This window comes from candidate division WOR-3 bacterium (assembly GCA_016926475.1).
Classification (GTDB): Bacteria; SDB-A; SDB-A; order SDB-A; family SDB-A; genus JAFGIG01.
On the sequence record JAFGON010000095.1, the window covers coordinates 1 to 19,679 of the forward strand.

Sequence of the window (19,679 nt, forward strand, 5' to 3'; positions counted from 1 at the left end):
CCTGAGTAAGAGTTTTTCATAAAATATTAATAAAGGACTCACAAATTGCCAAATCAAAAAAGAAGAAAAGACATAAGAAATATCGCAATAATAGCCCATGTAGACCACGGGAAGACGACTCTTGTAGACGCCCTGCTGAGACAGACAGGAGCTTATGAGTTCAAGGAAGGCGAACACATGATAATGGACGTCAACCCCCTCGAAAGAGAAAGAGGCATCACAATTGTCTCAAAGAATGCATCCATACCCTACAAGGGAATTCAAATCAACATAGTCGACACACCCGGTCACGCGGATTTCGGAAGCGAAGTAGAGAGGATTCTAAAAATGGTCGACGGCGTCCTTCTGCTCGTGGACGCTTTCGAAGGGCCGATGCCCCAGACTAAATTCGTCCTCAAAAAATCCCTTGAGCTTCATTTAAAACCCATTCTCGTCTTAAACAAAATTGACAGGAAAAACTGCAGGCCTCTCGAAGTCGCGGACATGACTTTCGACCTCTTCTGCGAACTGGCCGCAACAGACGAACAACTCGACTTCCCCATTGTCTACACATCCGCAAAAAATGGAACAGCAACCCTGGATCTGGACGAAGAGGGAAAGACAATGAAGCCTCTTCTGGACACGATAATTCACAGGGTGCTGCCGCCTGTCGCAGATCCTGAAAAACCTTTTCAGATGCTCGTGACGATGCTCGACTACGACCCATACGTAGGAAGGTACTCCATCGGCAGAATTTTTCACGGCAAAATAGCTACCGGAAATCCTATCGTACTCGTAAAAGCTGACGGGTCGGCAAAAAGCGCGAAAATCTCTAAAATCTTGAAATACAAAGGATTGAAAAGGATAGAAGCTTCAACAGCAGAGGCTGGAGATATAGTTCTTCTCGCCGGTATAGAAGACGTTCACGTAGGCGAGACGGTAGCCTCCCCGGAGTATCCCGTCGCTCTGCCGAAGATTAAAATTGACGAACCGACCATTTCAATTGTCTTCTCACACAACACAAGTCCACTGTCGGGTAAAGACGGCGGAAGGTTTTTGACTTCAAGACACATAAGGGAAAGGCTCGAATACGAAGCGCTGACGAACGTCGGAATCAAGATAGAAAAATTCGACGGCTCGGAGAAAATAAAAGTTTCGGGCAGAGGTGAGCTACACCTTTCAATTTTAATAGAAACTATGCGGCGGGAAGGTTACGAGTTCGAAGTCTCCTCGCCGGAAGTCATAATGATGAGGATGAACGGGGATGTTCTTGAACCTATAGAAGAGGTCCTTGTTGAGATAGACCAGGGCTACCAGGGCAGCGTCATAGAAGCTCTCGGCCCGAGGAGGGCCGAACTCAAGAACATGGGAACAACTTCCATCGGCACAGTCCGTCTCGAATTCTTGATCCCCACGCGAGGTCTGTTGGGTTTTCGGAGTGAACTCCTTAGGATGACAAGAGGAACAGGCTCCATGTACCAAAATTTTTACATGTACCAGAAACACAGGGGCGAAATCCAGAAACGAAGGGGGCCTACCCAGATTTCAATGAACACCGGAAAAGCTTCGGGATACGCCCTTTTCGGCCTTCAGGAACGAGGGGAAATATTCATAAAGCCCGGCGACGACGTCTACGAGGGGATGATAATCGGCACGAGCCACAGGGCGAACGACTTGGTCGTCAACGCGACGAAAGAAAAAAAACTGACAAACATAAGGGCAGCGGGTTCGGACGAAGCCATACGGCTGACACCGCCCAGGGAGATAACACTCGAATTCGCGCTTGAATTCATTCAGGAGGACGAGTTACTCGAGATTACCCCGAAAAATATCAGGTTCCGCAAGAAGTACCTCACTGAAAATGAAAGAAAGAGAATGGATCCGGAGAGAAATATTTAAATCTTTTATTTTTTAAAAAAGTAGTTTAGTATATTTAAAATTGCTAAAGGAGATGAATATGAGATTTCTTGCTTTTTTTATTTTCATCTTTCATTCTTTTTTTCTCTTTTCTCAGCAAATTGTATACCACGACAACAATAATCTATGGACAATAATATACCCTGTTTCAGGACAAATAGGCAAAAAAGAGATATGCGGCGCTGAATTTCCAGGTGGGTCTGGTAGACAGCATCTTGCCACCTGCGATCACGACATAGGTTTTTATGATGAAAACCGCAACATCATTGTTATTTCAACCGGAGGTAATTGAGGCTCGGCCCTAAATTGGGCCCCCACCCATAGTTTATGGGAATGGATAGACGACTCGATAAAAATGAGTTACTTCATAGTGTCAGACGTTGTACACGGAACAGGAATCGAATATCACCGACACGGTTATTCATTTTCAAATAACGGTTTCACAGATTTTCTGATATTCACAACTGACTTTATAAACACTTCAAACCACACTTATCAAAACGTTTATCTGGGTCTTTATTCAGATTTCGATGTTCCTTGTTTCTGGTGGAGTCCTGTTTTGACAGCCACCGATCTTGTGGGTTATGTCGATTCTCTGAATTTAGCATACGAAAAAGACCAGGATTCATTATCTCTTAACGATTCTTTCAACACATTCGTCGGTATTAAATTTTTAGACGATAGACAAATCAACATAGGATTCCACCCATGGGATTTCAGAGCTGGATGTGTATTAAGCGACACTTACGTTTACATGAACTTTTTATCAGATATTACAATTGCAGACACACCGTTCGTCGACACAAGCGACTGGGCTCTGTATCTCTGCCGTCCCGCGCCAGATTTTTATCCGGGTTGCACTTTAAGTTATGCGTTCGGACTTGTTGCAGGACACACAAAAGACAGTATGTTGTTGGCCGCATCAAAAATGCAATTGCTTTACGACAGCATTCTTACCTCGGTTGAAGAAATAAACATTGCTCCTACAATCACCAACTTGACTTTTTTTCTCTCTCCTAATTTGAGTAACGGATTAACCAACTGTGTTTGTTACAGCCCCGGAGATATATTAACAATGATTGAGATATTCGATATACAGGGAAGGCTAGTCAAATATATTGATGAATTCAAAATTACCGCCGGAGAAAGCATGTTTTCTTTAGATCTGTCAAATCTGCCCGTAGGGTTGTATTTTATATCTCTTTCAGGTTCCGGTTTCAACTATCAAGAAAAAATGATTATTGTAAGGTAGTGATATAATGAAAAATATGTTTTTTGTTCTGATATTAATTGTTCCTGCAGTTTTATTTTCTGACTCAAGTTGGCCAGAACAATCAGAAATTATATATCCTGAAATCATTACAGTTTCAGGAATTGAAAATCCAGTTCTATCAATCCTTGAAAATATGTTCGTTTACCCTGATGAATCAGAAAAAGAAAGTTCAGTTCCAAGTACATTAAAACCTAAATGGGGAGCAGATTTTCTGGTTTCCTCCGGTAATACAATAACACCTTCTAAAACGAATCTCGCATTCGATTACGATTTGTTTGGAAGACTTTATACGGCAATCAGCGACGATGCTTCAACTTTTGACACTCTTTGGATATTCAATTCAACAGACAAAGGCCAGACATGGACGAGAAAACTGGAAATATCAATTTCTCCACCCTACACTTCAGATATTCTTTATCACGACATGAAAATTCAGCATGGAACTAATTATCCGGAAATCTACCAGTTTTTTCTCATTGACAACGGCTACGATACAACTCTTTGGTTTAGAACAATTGACTTCTTTGGACATAATCCTGTTTGGCTGAGATTCACACCGGATTCGCTTTTTTCCCAGATATCCAAATTTTCTTTCGACATTTCTGGAGATTCGTTCTATATCATTTATCTCAGACGTCCAAACGCCGAAGGAAGTAAAGTAGTACGAATGTTTTCCTTCGACAGGGGTATCACCTGGACCAGACAATCTGTAACTGATTTTCCAAGCAAAACCGTAGATATTTCAGCCAGACCTGATGGGTATTTCTATATCGTTTACGACAGAATATCCGAAGCCGATATCTTTATACACAGATATGACAATTCCGGTTCTTTATTAGACATCCAAACAGTTTCAATTCCCGGTTTATACTCATGTTATCCCTCTTTATCATCTGCGAGATTCAAACCATGGGGAGATAACTTCGTTTATGTCGTTTATCAGGAAGGAACAGGTGTTTCTACCAGAGCAAAAATTTCGACCAGTTCTGACGGAGGTGGTACATGGACAATCGCACAGAAATGGCCAATTGTCGGTGATTTCAATTCAAGGTGCCCTTTTGTCGAGTTCAGCCGTTCTGACACACAAGACAGATGTATCGGTATAGCTGTGAATTCAGACAATCATGAGTTGCGGATGTGTATAAACGGTTATGGAGAACATTGGGATTCAGCAATTACAGTAAACGATCATATAGCATCTTCCGAAGTACAACCTCAGGGATGCTTCGTTTCATCAATTATCAATTCACAAACTGGGATAATATACAGGCAATTCGGAAGTGATTCTATATGGTTTGACGGCGAACTTACAACAACTTCTGTAGAAGAAACCACCGAAAATATAAACTTCATAAACGGAACAGACATATTAAAAATTTCTTTCATATCACCACAGAATATTTATGGCAAAATCGAACTCTTAGATGTTTCCGGAAGGGTCATAAAGACTATATATGAAGGAAGTTTTTGCCAGGGTGAAAACACCTTCAGGATACCAACCGAAGACTTGGATCAAACCTTGGGTGTGTATTTTATTCTGATAAATTCACGACTTATTACAAATTCCCAAAAAGTAACAATTTTTAGATAGATATGAATATCTCTGATCTTTCTGACAAAAGTATAATTGATTATGCTCATAAAAGAGGATTATCGCTGAAAATTTCAGAACAAGCTATTATGAGGGGATGATGAAACGCCACCTACGGCCCGGTCGGGTCGCTTTCGGATACAGATGAATTTGAAGACTATTTGTCATGGGTATTCGAGGGCTTGAAAATAAGCATTTCAAAACACGTAATAGAGAAATACATGAAGGGCATGACGTTGAAATTCAGCACCGAATTGTGGGGTTGGAATAAAATTACATTTTCTGAGTGATAAAGCTTGTTATCAGAACAATTTGAAAAATCCGCTTTTTCACACGTGAAGCTCCACTATGTCCCCGTCTGAAAGTACATGGTCTTTGTGGACCATCTGTCCGTCGTAAACGCCCTCTCCCCAGACCTTTGCCGTTTTCAAATTCTTTTTGAAATCTTGATGGACATTTTGGGCAAAATCTTCAATGTTTGAACCTTTTTTAAGCACAAAAGGTGTCTTCATGTCGGCTTGAAATCCTGGTTTTTTTGAATAAACTCTGACGACCTCCAAGTTCACGAAAATTCTTTTTTTTAAAAAATCCAGATTCCAACCGGTCTTGGCGGAAACCGGCACGGATTCAAATGGACAATCGCTTAGTTTTAGAAATATTTCGTAGTCTTCTGCGAATTCTTCTCCGTCGTGTTTGTTGACAAGAAGGATAAATTTGGACTTGTGTGAATTTTCAGAAAAATATTCACCGACCGGTTCAATTCTTTTTTCTCTAAGTAAATCGAGAACCACCCCTATCTGACTGAAAGGATCAGCCTCCAGATCAATGGTCAAAGCCAAAAGGTCGGCTCTTTTCAGAAGATCGAAAAGTTCAGGTCTTACGAATTCTTTAGTCAACGGGGGTGTATCTATCAGCTGTATGGAAATGTCTTGATAAGTCATCATCCCCGGTGTGGGTTTCCAAGTCGTATGCGGTTGTGAACTGATTTCCGGATTGGCGTTGGTCAACGCGCAAAGAAGTGATGATTTTCCAGTGTTGACTGGACCTGTCAAAACAACTTGTCCGGCGCCTTCTTTTTTTATAGAGAACAGAGACTCATGCCCTGAAATTCTTTTTTTGGTATGAGCGCTTTCTTTGAGTTTTGAAAGCTTTTTTCTCAAGTCCGCTCTAAGCTTGTCGGTTCCCTTGTGTTTTGGTATCGTCCCCAAAAGTTCCTCTAGTGAGGTGATTTTGTCTTCAAGGGTTTCAGATTTCCTGAACTTTTTTTCAGCTTCGAAATACTCAGGGGGAAGGTTAGTAGGCATTTTTAGTTTAAGCCGTGTGCTTTTCCCCGAATTTTTCCCCAAGTTCAAGGGTTAATTCTTCTATCATTTCCATGACTTCTTTAAATTTTTCCGGTAGATTTTCTGGCCTGGAAATAAACAGAAAACTTTCAATTTTTTTGAAAATTTCTCCCGGGTAATCCCTTCGGGCGTACCGCAAACCGAAGTCGTATTTATTCGACCTGTATCTAAGGTTCAAAAGAGACGCCAGGTACCTGTTGACGACACCGTCATAACTCGTTTTGGCGTCTACGAAATTTCCCCTTTCGCAGTTTTTTCTTATTTCCGTCTCCAGAAGCCAAAGTGGCCCTTTCATCAATTTTCTGAAATAATCAGAACATTTTTTCTCAATACCCCTTGTCGGTGAAATGTCTATGACTCCTTTTTTGTCAAACCAAATTACGGCGTTTCCATGTCTGTCGCTTGCCGTGAATTTTTCATCGGAAGATTCTTTAATCACCGTCAAGTCGATGTAATAAAACTTCGGTGAATTTTCAAGTTTATAAAAGCATTGCGAATTTCCATGCCAAGTCGGTTCAGAAAGTCTGAATTTTTTCTCTATGGCGTGATTTTTCGTAATATAGTCTTCAACCACCGAAAACACTTCTTCAACAAAATCTTCAGAACAAATAACCGCGAGGTCGAGATCAGAGTACTTGTCTTCAAACCCTGTAGCAGCGGATCCGCCTTCCCAAACGGCTGAAACGCTGTCTTCACCTTTTAAAATATCACTTAAACCGCTTTTTATTGATGATTTATAATTTTCTGCGTCCAAAATAAAACCTCGTGTTAAAATTTCTACCAAACAAAAATTTCTCGTATTACAGCATCCGGTCAGGTGTTTTCATTTTCACCCTACCAGTCCCCTTCTTAGAGTAAAAAGGAGATTTTTTGAAGTTCCGCTATGAGAACAGGTTGACCCCTGTCATCCCATACTGGTTCAACATTTCCGGATATTTGCGTGAACTCTCCGTAGGTGTCACCGATGCCAATTCCGGTTTTCGTTTTAAATCTATCGCTGAAAACCTCTAGCTTCTCAACAAAATGTCCCTCGCTGTCCATAACAAGCGAAATGCAATTATACTCCGAATCTACAATAATTTTATAACAGAGAACATCTTGTCCTTCAAAATTAATGTATGCTGTATCTAATTTACCATAAACATGATACTTAAAACTTTCCTCAACCTCACTTACATCCATCCTTACTCTGAAAAAGCCAACTCTGCCTTCATCTATTTCGAACATATAATCTTCGACTTTTCTCGTCAGCCAATCAAGAGAATAATTCGGTGGAAAAATATTTGCAACATAGGTGAAAACACAAAGAATCGCACCAATTTTCATTTTTTCCCCATTTTTATCATCTAATTTTATCCATTTTTAAGATTTGGACCCCGTAAATCGTGACAACCCTGCAGAAATAGACACCAGTAGAGAGGGCTTCTCCACCTACTTCGAAACGGTGTTTGCCCTGTTCGAGCTTTCCATCAAATACTCTGCGAATCAACCTTCCTGAAATGTCGAAGACTTCAACGGTTACATCGCTAACCGCTGGAAGAGTCAACAAGAAGCTGTTATTACCGTTGAAAATGCACTTTTCCGCTCTAAATGACAGTTTCTCAGGTAATTCCGGACTCAGTTCTACCTCGACACCTGATTGACTTTTCAAAACGGCTTTTATCGCCCAACATATATTAATACCGTAACCTGACATGTAAGACCAGTTCTGACCCTGCCTGTAGTTGTCAGTTTGAGTTGGAATGCACTGTGCTACGAAGCTTCCGTAAAATGGAGTCTGACCAAATTGAGGGGTAAATCCGACCTCCAACCACATTTCACCAGGGGTTATGCTCACCGCTTCAGAATCAACCCATTCAACATATTTCCATCCTGAATCACCAGTTACTGTAAAATTTTTAGATGATATCATAGGTCCGGGTATGATAGGACTGGCGCCTTGGTATATATTCACCTGAGCATCATTTAGAGCATTGGTGCCTCCAGTTGTATAGAAATATACTCTCTTAATTTTCCATCCTATATAATTATTAAGTAGACTCGGAGTATATCTGTGAGCCATTCCAAAAAACATGTTGGGCGAATTTGGTCCTATTGATCCGGTGCTGTCGTTATCTTCTGTAAAATACGTCAAAACTGCAGATGTCAATGCAGTGTCAATATATATAGTGTCTTGATAGTAGAGTTGGTCCTTGGCATAGACAGTTAAAAGAAAGGGCTGCATAGAAATTGTGTCGTATTGAACAGCCGCGAGACCATTCGGACCTGTTTTCCCTCTGAACCAAAAAAGAGTGTCGTAGGGTCTTGAAAGACAGCAAACAGCCCCGTCTATTGGCTGCCCCCCCGAGCTGACGATTACATCGAGAAGTCCAGAGAGGTTATAAATCGTATCAGAGTGACTTACCGTCATAACTGTGGGCTGTTTCGAATAAATTTGTGTCTCTGGATCTCCGAAAAGATTGAATTCATTTATGCACCAGTGTTCGCAATCGTTGAATCCCCATACCCAGTTTATCAATTCATCCCTGGAAAGAGAGTGGGCTCTACCGATATTCCTTAAATTGTTTCCGAAAACTTTTTCAGCAACCCTTATACACATGTATTCAGAAGGCCCTAAATAAGGTGGGTACCCCCATCCGTAACGAGCGTTGAACATGACGGCTATCGCTCCTCCGGCGGCAGAGTTGAATATATATTCCCCAACACATTCTTGACCGTCAAACCACCCGGGTTGGCAAGCCATGGAACTTATGACAAAAAGGCTGTCTCCGTTTGTCAGATTTTGCATTGAAGAATTGTCGATAATATTCGGCCAGTTCTGGTAGTAATACCATGAAATAGAATTAGGCGAGCCGTGAGCCGCTATGTAGGACCAATGAAATCCTTTGCTCAGTGAATCTGAAAAACCCGAAGGATACGAGAGTGTGTCGTTTTGATACATTTTTCTCTTTGACCATGATGAGGGTAATTCGTTGTCGGCGATAGAATCGCATGAAAAATTGCCAAAATACGAATAAGCCGGAGATGTGCTAAACCAAAGACCTGCACCAGCGAAAAGAGATTTGGCAATAAAACCTGAGGGCGGATTCTGTTCATAAGTGAGAACTTTTGAAACCCAGTTCTGAACCTCAGCTACGCTGTTTAAAGGAAGACGTCCGACGTATACATCTGAATAAAAATCACAGCTATCTACCAAATATTGGCCAAAAATATGATTGTTGTTGGCATCCCAGTTACTTGAATAAGGGACGACATCTGAAAAATAGAGGTCAGAGGGCAAATCAGCTGAATATCCCGAGCAAGTCACTCTGACTAACCTGGCTCCGAGGTTGTCGTAATCTCCTGCCAGGACGAGATATATCATCCCTCTGTTTTGGTGACAGTCCTTGACAAATTCTCTTATACTCTCTTGAAGGTCATAAGCAGGATAATTACTCTGAATCCAACTCGTTGTCACTACTTTCGCGCCAACACCTCTTGTTATCTTCCACCTAACAAGGGGTTCAAACGAACTCGCGAGGTTTGAAGGGCAGACCACTACGTATTCGTATTGAGAAAAGGCTGCTCTTTTTTCAAAAGGAGAAAAGTTTTCAACATCTTCTGGGTTTTCTACCATTGAAATAATATCTTGTTGGTATACTTCTAGTTGATTTCGCGTAAGATATACCGCTTCTTGAAGTCCTTCCTCATAATGAATTGTTATTTGAGCCTTTTCGAAAATCAGAAGTTCTCCTGTCACCGGGTTATATTTAAACGGCGATATCCCGAAATTTGCAAGAGAAAACCCGGACTTGTTGCCAGTCCTGAAAAAAACCAGTGGGTTTGACGGTATAAATTCATCACGGCTGTAAATATCTTCATCCTGTTGGGTAAAAACAGGATTAAAAGATACAGGAACAGGATTTTGTGCAGGGAAAACGTTGTATTTTCCCAAAAAAACAGGTTCAGAGGCGATGATATCAATACTTGTCACAACCGATGTATGTGGAAGAACCAAAGTTTTTGAAATTTGTGGAAGAGCAGGACTTCCCGGTTCAGATGCCATTCCTCCGCCAGAATAGTATAAAAGATCGTATTCACCCATTTTCTGGTGAGAAAAATCTTGAGATGAAAAATCTACAGGAATAACAATTTCACCTGCAACTAAAACATGCGCTAAAACGACGCCTATTAAAAATAACACCATTTTTCTCATCGTTTTCCTCCAGACAATATAATTATTTTGTAGCCACAGAGCATTAAATATCTAAAAACAATTTTCATTTTATATACTCTCTTCATAGTATGATTTAATACTTGGCACCAACAAGGGTTTGACCAAACCTTTTTCGTTTAATATGTAAAAAACCGACCAACCTGTTCTTATTTCTCCTGTCTCTGGAAACCTGACTCTAAATTTTGAAGTTTTTTCACCCCTTTCTAAAAGATCAACCGTCGAAAACATCTCGGCGTTGAAAACAGGTTCACCTTCCATTTGTGGATTTGAATAAAAATCACACCCATTTATTTCGTAAACATAATATGATTCAGGAAAAAAGGATGCTAAAACTACGTAAACATAAGATATAGACCAAGGAATTTCTTTGATATTAAGAGAATCTACTCCATAATCCCATTTAATTGCATAATACTCCGCTCCTATATCTCCTATATCAGGATAATAGGATTGAAACCTGAAATTAGTTGGAATTGGTTCTAAGTCACAAAAATTCCAAACAACAGCTTTCTTATAAGATTTGAAGTAATATTTTGAATTTTCAGAGGATTCAACTTCAGATAGCATCCCGTCGGCAGGTTCGGCATAATAACCGTTTTGATGGTACGTGGGTTCTGGCAACAAAGACCCGCAGCAATATTTCAAGGCTTCAGCCGATTCTTCGTCTTCGAAAACTACTGCAATTCTCCCATCCAGAATCGAATTCGCCCAGGAAGCTCCTGTGAACAGTGGATATGTCAGCCTGAAGACTTTTTCATTGTAGTCCGATGTAAGTTCGAATATTTGTCTGAACTCGACAAACCGCTGACGATTTTCTGAAAAATCTACCTCCCAGGTCGCTAAAACTGCCATGACTTCAAGAATCGGATAGTTTTCAAGTTGAACCAGGTTTTTGTAGAAAACCATTTCGCCGTCACGTGGTTCTTCCGAGTTCAAAACTCCAAGGAGATCTGAAAACTCATTCCATTCATAACCTTTATTCGAGTTTTTGTTGTACATGGAGACAAAGACAATTTCAGACAACACAGTTTCGCCGTCAACTCGGACAGAAAATTGAGACCTCCAATCGACCGACCCGATTTCATCGTTTTCAATAAACAAATAATGAATAGGATAAAACGGAGTTCTGATTTTCAACGGAAAAGCCATGAGTATATCGGAACTGGCTCCTCTGTCAGTAAAAACAAAACTGCACACTATATCTGCGTTGTAAATCCCGGTGTCTTCTGAAACAACTATAATGACATCCTCTGAAGTCATTTCGACTTCGATTGAGTCTTCGCCAAACAAAACAGGAGAAATTCCCGAGGAGACAGACCCCAAATATCCGGCGTCTGAATACAAAAATCTGTAAAATAACAAAGAAATCGAGTAAAACAATAAAATTTTGTAATTGGATTTCATCTCTCTCACCTCCGGTCAGAGGTTGATGTCGAGTATTCCCAAAAAAATCAAAAATGCAAGACTCGCGCCAATTATTATCCTGTATATCGCAAAATATTTCAACGAAGTTTTACTTAAAATCGCCATAAACATTTTTATCGACAGAGCGGCAACAAAAAAAGAAGTTACGAAACCTACGATTAAAAGCAGGGCGTTTAGACCTCTTGAAATAGCGTCCGTTGATTTTATCGCATCGAACAACGTAGCAGCTGTCATGACCGGCACAGCGGCGATAAAAGAATATTCAGCAGAAGTTCTGACGTCGAATTTCCTCAACATCCCGCCTGAAATGGTGCATGCCGACCTCGACATTCCCGGGAACAATGACAAAACTTGAAATAGGCCAAAAACAAAAGCATCTCTGTATGTCAGAGAATCTATCCCTGACCTGAATTTTTTGGAAAATCTCTCGGCAGCATACATCAACAACCCACCCGCTACAAGCGCAAAAGATACCGTCAGTGGGTTGAAAAGGTATGTTTTTATCAAAGAGTGAAACAAAGCGCCGAATATGAGAGCCGGGAGTGAAGTCAACAAAAGCATAAAAAAAGCTCTCTTGCCGTAAAATCCGCTTTTATGAAAACGAACCAAACCTATAAACCTCCGGCGGTATAAAAAGACGACAGAAAGAATCGCGCCGAACTGAATGATGACTTCAAAGGCTTGCGCGAATTCTCTGTCTTTAAAAGGTAAAAAAAATTCGGCGATTATAAGATGTCCAGTGGAAGAAACCGGTATAAATTCAGTTAAGCCTTCCAGAAAACCGAAAATTATGGATATAATAACATCGTGTATCATACTTTAAAATATCAGAAAGCTTTCTAAACATGAACGCATTTTTTCAACGCGGATATTTCAACGCTATTTCAGATTTTCACAACCAATCAAATATTTTCTTTAAACCATGATAAAATTACTTCGACGCCACAACTAAATACACGAAAAATTCACCTCTTGAAGAAAAGCTTTTTTGGTTATAACATATCTATCGATTTAGAATTTGAAAAAAGAGGAGATATTTTTGAAAATTTGCGATTCAGCCCTATTTGGTTCTGGTTCATGTTTTTATTCACATTCAATACACTGACTTTTCTCCTGATGTCGAATTTAACTCCGGAATCAGTTGAATATCACATCTCCAGAATCAACTCGGAAGAATTAACCCTTGGGCAACGGGTGCAATACTTCTCTTGTGTTTTTTTAGGAACAAAATACGAACTCGGTCCTCTCGGTGAAGGAGAAGAGACCCCACCGGACACCGATCCGCTCTATGATTTTGAAAAAGTCGATTGCGTAACCTTCTGTGAGCAAGTCATAGCACTTTCACTGGCAAAACAAGGTTTTGAGGATTTTCTCGACATTTTAACCCACATCAGATACAAAAACGGGGTTGTTTCATTTGAAGCGAGAAACCATTACACATACGTAGACTGGATACCAAATAATTCTTGGCTCTGCTCCGACGTCACAGGCAGTGTAGGACCTGTGCGTATAATAAACAAGACAATAGACAAGGAAAATTTTTTCACTGGACATGGCTTGACTCCGTCTGAAGAACACCTGCCAGTGGAAATCGAAATACTATACATAGACGAAGGCGATATAAGCGCCGTTTCTTTCGGAGAAGGAGACCTGATCATGATTGTTACTTCAAGACCCGGCATAGACATAGCGCATTGGGGATTTTTTTTGAAGAATCCCAATGTGTTCAGGCACGCATCCATGAGTAAAGGAATGGTGACAGACCTGCCCTGGGAGTCTTTTGTCTCTTATCTGAAGGACAAAGATGATTTTTTGGGTTTAGTCGTTGTTCGATTGCTCGAAAAACCTTTATGCTATTGGCGGGAAGATGCTACTTTCTTTTGACATATACATATTGAGACAACACGCCGTCCCTTTTTTTCTTTCTTTTTTTGTCTACACTTTTGTCCTGATAATGAACAGGCTTTTCGAACTCGTTGACCTTATTTTCGGCAAGGGTCTGGACCCCGGGACAGTCGGCCTTATTTTTCTTTACAGCCTTCCATTTATAATAGCCATAACCGCGCCTATGGCTTTTTTGACTTCGGTCCTCGCCGTTTTCGGAAGGATGTCGGAGGATTTCGAGGTAATAGCCGCTAAAGCCCTCGGGATAAACCCATTGAGGCTGCTTGTGCCCCTCGTGTTCTTCGCGACCGTATTTATTTTGATAATGGTCTATTTCAACAACCACATACTTCCAGAGACAAACCACAGAGTAAAACTGCTTCTTCTTGAAGTTGGTGAGAAAAGACCCGTGGCTGAACTCGCACCGAGGAGTTTTATTTCCAACTTCCCCGGTTATCTCATTTACGCCAGAGCCATAAACAAGTCATCAAATCCCGCGAAACTCGAAGACGTACTGCTCCTGAGTAAAAGCGAAGTTTCTCAGGAAAATTCCGAATTCATAATTTCTAAAGAAGCCAGCATTTCAATAGACAGAGAGTGGAACATGATCACTTTCAAAATGAACGAAGGTCAAAGGCACATATTAGGTCAGAACGGCTCATACTGGACTATGGCTTTTGACACCCAGACCATCAACATACTGCTACCTCCTGAGGCAAGACCAGACACTTCTTACAGAGGCGACAGGGAGATGTCGGCCCAGCAGATGATTCAAAGGGTCAATTCCTGGCAAAGAGAACTCGACTCTCTTGAAAAGACAGTGATGTCACCGCCATCCACAGAATTTCCTGAAAATGAAGCCTTGATAACTTCGTTGGACGTTCAAATAAAATCACTGAAAAGCGAAATAAACAGATATTCCGTAGAAATTCACAAAAAATATTCTCTCCCTTTCGCGGCTCTGACATTTATCTTTCTAGGAGTTCCTCTCGGAATCCTCTCCAGAAAAGGAGGCATGGGCGCGGCTTTTGGTATTGCAATCCTGATAACCACTATCTACTACATTTTCATAGTCGGAGGAGAGACTCTCTCGGACAGAGGTTTTTTAAACCCGGCAATATCCATGTGGTCGGCGAACGTATTCTTTCTAACGGTTGGTCTTTGGCTCTATCACGGCTTTTTTTTCGATTCAATACATTTTTGGAAAAGATGAGCATCATAGACAAATACATCTTCTCAAAATATCTTCGCTTCGTGCTCATGGGCGTTTTCGGTTTTATTTTCATATACATCACCGTTGATTTGATAGATCACATCCACCTGTTTCTCGACCGAACCGTCAACGCATTGACAATTTTTAAATACTATTACTATCAGGTGCCTTCTCTTCTGGTCCTTTTGACTCCTGTCGCTGTTCTTCTGTCTTGTTTTTTTACTCTAGGAAAACTCTCCAAAAACTTTGAAATAATTGCCATGCAGGCAGTCGGCATAAGTTCATACAGAATAATGTCCCCAGTGATCCTTACGGCTTTTTCAATTTTTCTGATTCTATTTTACCTGAATGAATTTTTTGTCCCTCAATACGCAAGAAAATTTTTGTTCACAAAAGAAGTTGAAATTTTCAGATCTGTCCCCCCCTGGTTCGCGCAGACTTCTGATTATTCCTTCAAAGGAGAATTGGACGATTATTATTTCGCCCGAACTTTTGATCCGGCAAATAATTACATGGAAAGACCATCTGTAATTTTTATAGACGGAAGCTGGAAGGTAACAAAAAAAATCGACTCTGAAAAGGCGAATTGGAACGGCGACAGGTGGATTTTCTACAACTGTTACGTTAGAGAATTCAACACAGAAAAGTCTGTCGATGAAGAAGGTTATGAAAATTGTTTCTTCTCGCCAGAGACGTCTTTCGACAGTTTGGCGACTCTTGAAAAGATGATCGTCAGACAAATCAGGCAAGACGAGATGTCGATAAGAGAATTGAAAGAATATCTGGCGAAAGCTCAATCTTCCGGAGCGAGACCTGAAATAATAAGGAAAATAATCGTGGACATGCACAAAAGAGCTTCTTACCCCGCCGCTGCTTTTGTAATTTCACTTCTCGGAGCTCCTCTTGCACTCGACAGGCGCCGCTCGAGTATAGGGGTAGGTTTCGGCTTGAGTCTTCTAATTTCATTTGTCTATTGGGGGCTTCTGCAAATCGGCATATCAATGGGTTACGCCGGAACCCTTAATCCTTTTCTGGCTTCCTGGGGCACGAATATCGCTTTCACAATTTTTGGACTTTTATTGTTTCTTAGAATAAGAAGATGAACCTTCTCACGATTTCAATAGTGCACTACGGTAAAAGCAAAAACACGTCCAGACTCGTCGGTAGGCTCCTTGAAGAAGTCGATTTGCCACAGAGGACCGAAATTATTGTTGTCAAAAACAGTCCATTGGAAATTCCTCGCAGAAAAAACCTTTTGTTTTTGCAACCGCATGAAAATTTAGGATTTGGAAAAGGGCACAACGAAGCTTTTAAAATTTCACGGTGTAAATACTTTTTAGTTCTGAACCCTGATATCTCACCCGAGAGAATGTCTATCAAAACCCTTGTAGATTTTATGGAAAATAACAAAGACGCGGGAATAGCAGGGCCCATGCTTGTCCTTCCCGACGGGCAAAGACAGTATTCAGCGAGAAAATTTTACGGATATTTCGAAGCTTTGTTTTCAAGAGCGCCCGTGAAAGAACCTTTTTCCAGAAACTTTTATGCAAGACATCTGATGAAAGACATAGACCTTAAAAATCCGTCCGAGGTCGATTGGGTTGCCGGAGCAAGCCTTATTGCCAGAACTCTGCTCGTCAAAAAAAGAGGCTTTGTCTTCGATCCGCGATATTTTCTCTATTTTGAAGACGTAGATTTATGCCTGTACTGCAAAAAAAACGGAAAAAAAGTCTTTTATGTTCCAAAAAGCGTCATGACTCATGCTCACGCCAGGGAGAGCGGAAAAGTATTATCAAGGGCAGGAATTCATCACGCCTCCAGCACGATAAAATTTCTTTTCAAACATTGGGGGTTTCCAAAAAATGCATGATTTTAGTACCAGGTTCCCCAGACCCAAAATTGTTTTGAGTAAATGTATTGAATACGAAAAATGCCGGTGGAACGGCGCGGTGATCTCAAGTCCTTTGGTCAAAAAATTCATGAAATTCGTCGACTTCATGACAATATGCCCTGAAGTAGAGATCGGGCTTGGAACACCGAGGAAACCGGTTAGACTCATCAAGACCCCAAAAAGCGGCATTTCGATGATCCAGCACGAAACAGGTCTGATTCTCACGGAAAAAATGAATGCGTTTTCTAATTCTTTTTTGTCAAACCTCGATGAAATTGACGGATTTATCCTAAAGGACAGATCTCCATCCTGCGGAATAAAAGACGTGAAAATATACTCAGGTGAAAAACTCTCAAACCCTGTAATAGAAAAGGGTTCCGGTCTTTTTGCAACAGCAGTCCTTGAGCGATTCGGGTATCTTCCCGTCGAGAGCGAAGGAAGACTAAATGACGACGGAATAAGAGAACTCTTTCTGACAAAACTTTATTCTATAACCAAACTTAGAATCCTGTCGAGAAATCCCTTGATGAAGGAACTGGTCGATTTTCATGCTAAAAACAAATACCTCTTCATGTGTTATAACCAATCAGGCCTGAAAATTCTAGGCAGAATCGTTTCCAACCCAGAAAAATTGGCGCCTGAAAAAGTGTTCGAGAAATACGTGGCGGTTTTACCTCAGATATTTTTTCGCCAATTCAGAAAAGGTTCTGCTGTGAACACCCTTCTTCACGGTTTTGGCTACGTCTCGCAATTCATTTCAAAAAGAGAGAGAGAGTATTATCTATCGATGCTCGAAGGTTATAAGGAAAATCTTGTTTCAATCGCCGAATGCAGGTCCGTTTTGATGTCTTGGATTATTAGGTTCGAGGAAAAATACCTGATCGATCAGACTTTTTTCCAGCCTTTTCCACCTGATATGTTCTAGGGCTAATCCCAATAAGACTGAATGACGTTTTCCGCTACAAAAAAAAGAAAAATACTGACGCTGATGGAAAAAAGCAAACCCGATACGAGCCTCACTGGCTCCAAAGAAGTTATTAAACCCAAAAATTCACCAAGCCATTCAAGAAAAATCAGCCAAGAAGTTATACTTATGAATGCCAGGTGAACATACCATGCCTCGGGGTTTACAAACCGTCTGAGGGCAGGGTATAGAATCGAACCGGAAAAAAAGAATCCCAGGTCTATTCCTGTGCACCTGAAACAGACAACGGCCGGGTATCCAAAAAAATGAGGGCATCTGTCGGGTATTCCATGACAGAACACTTTGTATAAAACCTTGATTTTATATGAGATGGAGAACAAATTATGCATATCGAGAAACGCCGGGGCGACTCCTAAAAACCATACAACCAAGGGTGCCAAACCAAAGATCAGAGACCACAGAGGATATTTCTTTTTGTCCGGATCGAAAAACTTTATTTTTTTACCCTGCAATCAGCCTATTAGACACATCTTCAAAAGAGCCATTCTCACAAAAAGCCCGTTCTGAGCCTGCTTGAAGTAAACCGATCTGTAATTAGAATCCACATCGGTAGAAATTTCGTCGACTCTAGGGAGAGGGTGCAGCAGGATGGCTTCTTTTTTCATAAGGTCAATTATAGTTTTATCGACGACGAACTTGCCCCTAGCCTCCTCGTAATCGTTTGGTCTGTCTAAAAGCCTCTCTCTCTGAATTCTGGTCATGTATATGACATCGACCTGGGAAGCCACTTCTCTTAAATCTCCGGTTTCCTCCCATTTTATAGAATGTCTATCCAGGTATTCTTTTATGTCGTCTCTCATCTTAAGGCAATCGGGAGATACAAAGATGATTTTCACTCCTTGATATTTAGCCAGCAAATAGGATAGAGATCGGACGGTTCTGCCGTTTTCAAGATCCCCAACCATGGCAATATTCAAATTCTCAAATTTTGAAAATGTTTGTTTTATAGTGTACATGTCGAGAAGGGATTGAGTGGGATGCTGGCCTGATCCGTCACCGGCGTTGATAACCGGTACTTTAGCAACTTCAACAGCGGATTTAGCCGCGCCGCTTTCATAATGTCTCAAAACGATTATGTCTGAATAGCATTGAAGCGTCCTTATCGTGTCTTGCAAACTCTCGCCTTTTGCCGCCGATGAAAATTCTTTGGCATTTTCGGTGGAAATAACTTCTCCTCCAAGCCTCAGCATGGCTGATTCAAAACTCAACCTTGTTCTCGTGCTCGGTTCATAAAAAACTGTCGCCATGATGCTGTGTTTTAGTATTTCACTTCCGCCTGAAAAGGCTATATTCTCCATTTCTTCGGATTCTTCGAATATTTTTTCGAGCAACTCCCTGTTGAATTGCTGGGCTTCAATTACATGCTGTATTTTCATACCGACCTCCGGTTATTATCAGTGTATGTCGAACCAATTATCCCCCCAATCTACGGAAACTGTCAGGGGTACATCGAGTTTCACGGCATTTTCCATAGCATTTTGAACCATATCAGCGGTTTTTTCAACTTTTTTCTCATCAACCTCAAACAGCAGTTCATCGTGTATTTGAAGGACTAGTTCGGCTCCGTTTTCTTTAAGCAAACAGTCCATTTCAACCATAGCTATTTTAATTATGTCCGCCGCCCCTCCCTGAACAGGAGTGTTGAATACTTTTCTCCTCGCTCGATCTCTCTCCTTTTGATTTTTGCTCATAAGCCCGTTGATCTTTCTTCTTCTTCCAGTAAAAGTTCTGATTTCACCGCTTTTCTCGGCTTCTTGAACCAGAGATTCCTGCCAATTTTTGATTTTGGAAAACCTTTGAAAATAACTTTCTATGAAATCACGTGCTTGTTTCAACGGTATATTCATGTCTTTGGAAAGTTTAAAAGGAGACATCCCGTACAAAACCCCGAAATTTACTGTTTTTGCGATATTCCTTTCCGAAGGCCCGACCTTTTCCCTTTCCAGAGAAAGCAACTCTGCC

General features: G+C 40.9%; 18 protein-coding genes. 9 read left to right on the forward strand and 9 right to left on the reverse strand.

What is annotated here, in order from left to right; translation table 11 throughout:
* The first annotated feature begins 45 nt into the window (after window positions 1–45).
* The 4 genes from typA (at window position 46) to JXA84_09420 (ending at window position 4,760) form a co-directional block, all read left to right on the forward strand.
* Entirely contained in the window at window positions 46–1,878 is a 1,833-nt protein-coding gene (gene typA / locus JXA84_09405) for a translational GTPase TypA (GenBank protein ID MBN1151421.1), read from the forward strand.
* Window positions 1,879–1,936: 58 nt separating this feature from the next.
* Entirely contained in the window at window positions 1,937–2,188 is a 252-nt protein-coding gene (locus JXA84_09410) for a hypothetical protein (GenBank protein ID MBN1151422.1), read from the forward strand.
* 63 nt (window positions 2,189–2,251) lie between these two features.
* Window positions 2,252–3,148: a T9SS type A sorting domain-containing protein gene (locus tag JXA84_09415; GenBank protein ID MBN1151423.1), complete on the forward strand. Its 897-nt coding sequence runs from the start codon at window positions 2,252–2,254 to the stop codon at window positions 3,146–3,148.
* 7 nt (window positions 3,149–3,155) lie between these two features.
* Entirely contained in the window at window positions 3,156–4,760 is a 1,605-nt protein-coding gene (locus JXA84_09420) for a hypothetical protein (protein ID MBN1151424.1), read from the forward strand.
* A 329-nt stretch (window positions 4,761–5,089) separates the two neighbouring features.
* On the opposite strand, the gene JXA84_09425 is transcribed toward JXA84_09420, so the two are convergent.
* From JXA84_09425 to JXA84_09450, 6 genes are all read right to left on the reverse strand, one after another.
* Complete coding sequence (locus tag JXA84_09425) at window positions 5,090–6,064, reverse strand: TGS domain-containing protein (GenBank protein MBN1151425.1); 975 nt, start codon at window positions 6,062–6,064, stop codon at window positions 5,090–5,092.
* Window positions 6,065–6,071: 7 nt separating this feature from the next.
* Window positions 6,072–6,887, reverse strand: a complete 816-nt coding sequence (locus JXA84_09430; GenBank protein MBN1151426.1) for a nucleotidyltransferase domain-containing protein — start codon at window positions 6,885–6,887, stop codon at window positions 6,072–6,074.
* A gap of 65 nt (window positions 6,888–6,952) precedes the next feature.
* Window positions 6,953–7,429, reverse strand: coding sequence for a hypothetical protein (locus tag JXA84_09435; GenBank protein ID MBN1151427.1), 477 nt, complete (start codon window positions 7,427–7,429; stop codon window positions 6,953–6,955).
* Window positions 7,430–7,445: 16 nt separating this feature from the next.
* Window positions 7,446–10,298 (reverse strand): hypothetical protein, encoded by a 2,853-nt coding sequence (locus JXA84_09440; protein MBN1151428.1) that lies wholly within the window; start codon window positions 10,296–10,298, stop codon window positions 7,446–7,448.
* 69 nt (window positions 10,299–10,367) lie between these two features.
* On the reverse strand, window positions 10,368–11,723 hold the full coding sequence (locus tag JXA84_09445) for a hypothetical protein (protein ID MBN1151429.1): 1,356 nt from the start codon (window positions 11,721–11,723) through the stop codon (window positions 10,368–10,370).
* 15 nt (window positions 11,724–11,738) lie between these two features.
* Window positions 11,739–12,557, reverse strand: a complete 819-nt coding sequence (locus JXA84_09450; GenBank protein MBN1151430.1) for an undecaprenyl-diphosphate phosphatase — start codon at window positions 12,555–12,557, stop codon at window positions 11,739–11,741.
* Between the two features lie 264 nt (window positions 12,558–12,821).
* Between JXA84_09450 and JXA84_09455 the strand changes: the two genes are divergently transcribed.
* Genes JXA84_09455 through JXA84_09475 form a run of 5 tightly spaced genes read left to right on the forward strand, consistent with a single transcriptional unit; the run spans window position 12,822 to window position 17,657 of the window.
* The gene (locus JXA84_09455; protein MBN1151431.1) at window positions 12,822–13,628 is read left to right on the forward strand and encodes a DUF1460 domain-containing protein; all 807 of its coding nucleotides are present in this window, start codon (window positions 12,822–12,824) and stop codon (window positions 13,626–13,628) included.
* Complete coding sequence (locus tag JXA84_09460) at window positions 13,612–14,841, forward strand: LptF/LptG family permease (GenBank protein ID MBN1151432.1); 1,230 nt, start codon at window positions 13,612–13,614, stop codon at window positions 14,839–14,841. Before JXA84_09455 ends, JXA84_09460 begins: the two co-directional genes overlap by 17 nt.
* The gene (locus tag JXA84_09465; GenBank protein MBN1151433.1) at window positions 14,829–15,944 is read left to right on the forward strand and encodes an LptF/LptG family permease; all 1,116 of its coding nucleotides are present in this window, start codon (window positions 14,829–14,831) and stop codon (window positions 15,942–15,944) included. The genes JXA84_09460 and JXA84_09465 overlap by 13 nt, the downstream gene beginning before the upstream one ends.
* Window positions 15,941–16,711 carry a glycosyltransferase gene (locus tag JXA84_09470; GenBank protein MBN1151434.1) on the forward strand — a complete coding sequence of 257 codons (771 nt, stop codon included), beginning with the start codon at window positions 15,941–15,943 and terminating at the stop codon, window positions 16,709–16,711. Before JXA84_09465 ends, JXA84_09470 begins: the two co-directional genes overlap by 4 nt.
* A 34-nt stretch (window positions 16,712–16,745) precedes the next feature.
* Window positions 16,746–17,657: a DUF523 and DUF1722 domain-containing protein gene (locus tag JXA84_09475; GenBank protein MBN1151435.1), complete on the forward strand. Its 912-nt coding sequence runs from the start codon at window positions 16,746–16,748 to the stop codon at window positions 17,655–17,657.
* Window positions 17,658–17,659: 2 nt separating this feature from the next.
* Here JXA84_09475 and JXA84_09480 read toward each other — a convergent pair whose 3' ends face one another.
* The 3 genes from JXA84_09480 to JXA84_09490 form a co-directional block, all read right to left on the reverse strand.
* The gene (locus JXA84_09480; GenBank protein MBN1151436.1) at window positions 17,660–18,169 is read right to left on the reverse strand and encodes a DUF2085 domain-containing protein; all 510 of its coding nucleotides are present in this window, start codon (window positions 18,167–18,169) and stop codon (window positions 17,660–17,662) included.
* Entirely contained in the window at window positions 18,170–19,093 is a 924-nt protein-coding gene (gene pyrB, locus JXA84_09485; GenBank protein ID MBN1151437.1) for an aspartate carbamoyltransferase, read from the reverse strand.
* Window positions 19,094–19,111: 18 nt separating this feature from the next.
* The coding region (locus JXA84_09490) for a DNA polymerase I (protein ID MBN1151438.1) at window positions 19,112–19,679 on the reverse strand (568 nt) is incomplete at its 5' end.

What these genes read in the sequence shown, in the direction of transcription:
- JXA84_09410 (MBN1151422.1), top strand. Translation starts at nt 1,937, where the DNA reads ATGAGATTTCTTGCTTTTTTTATTTTCATCTTTCATTCTTTTTTTCTC.
- JXA84_09415 (MBN1151423.1), top strand. Translation starts at nt 2,252, where the DNA reads ATGAGTTACTTCATAGTGTCAGACGTTGTACACGGAACAGGAATCGAA.
- JXA84_09420 (MBN1151424.1), top strand. Translation starts at nt 3,156, where the DNA reads ATGAAAAATATGTTTTTTGTTCTGATATTAATTGTTCCTGCAGTTTTA.
- JXA84_09425 (MBN1151425.1), bottom strand. Translation starts at nt 6,064, where the DNA reads ATGCCTACTAACCTTCCCCCTGAGTATTTCGAAGCTGAAAAAAAGTTC.
- JXA84_09435 (MBN1151427.1), bottom strand. Translation starts at nt 7,429, where the DNA reads ATGAAAATTGGTGCGATTCTTTGTGTTTTCACCTATGTTGCAAATATT.
- JXA84_09440 (MBN1151428.1), bottom strand. Translation starts at nt 10,298, where the DNA reads ATGAGAAAAATGGTGTTATTTTTAATAGGCGTCGTTTTAGCGCATGTT.
- JXA84_09445 (MBN1151429.1), bottom strand. Translation starts at nt 11,723, where the DNA reads ATGAAATCCAATTACAAAATTTTATTGTTTTACTCGATTTCTTTGTTA.
- JXA84_09455 (MBN1151431.1), top strand. Translation starts at nt 12,822, where the DNA reads ATGTTTTTATTCACATTCAATACACTGACTTTTCTCCTGATGTCGAAT.
- JXA84_09460 (MBN1151432.1), top strand. Translation starts at nt 13,612, where the DNA reads ATGCTACTTTCTTTTGACATATACATATTGAGACAACACGCCGTCCCT.
- JXA84_09470 (MBN1151434.1), top strand. Translation starts at nt 15,941, where the DNA reads ATGAACCTTCTCACGATTTCAATAGTGCACTACGGTAAAAGCAAAAAC.
- pyrB (MBN1151437.1), bottom strand. Translation starts at nt 19,093, where the DNA reads ATGAAAATACAGCATGTAATTGAAGCCCAGCAATTCAACAGGGAGTTG.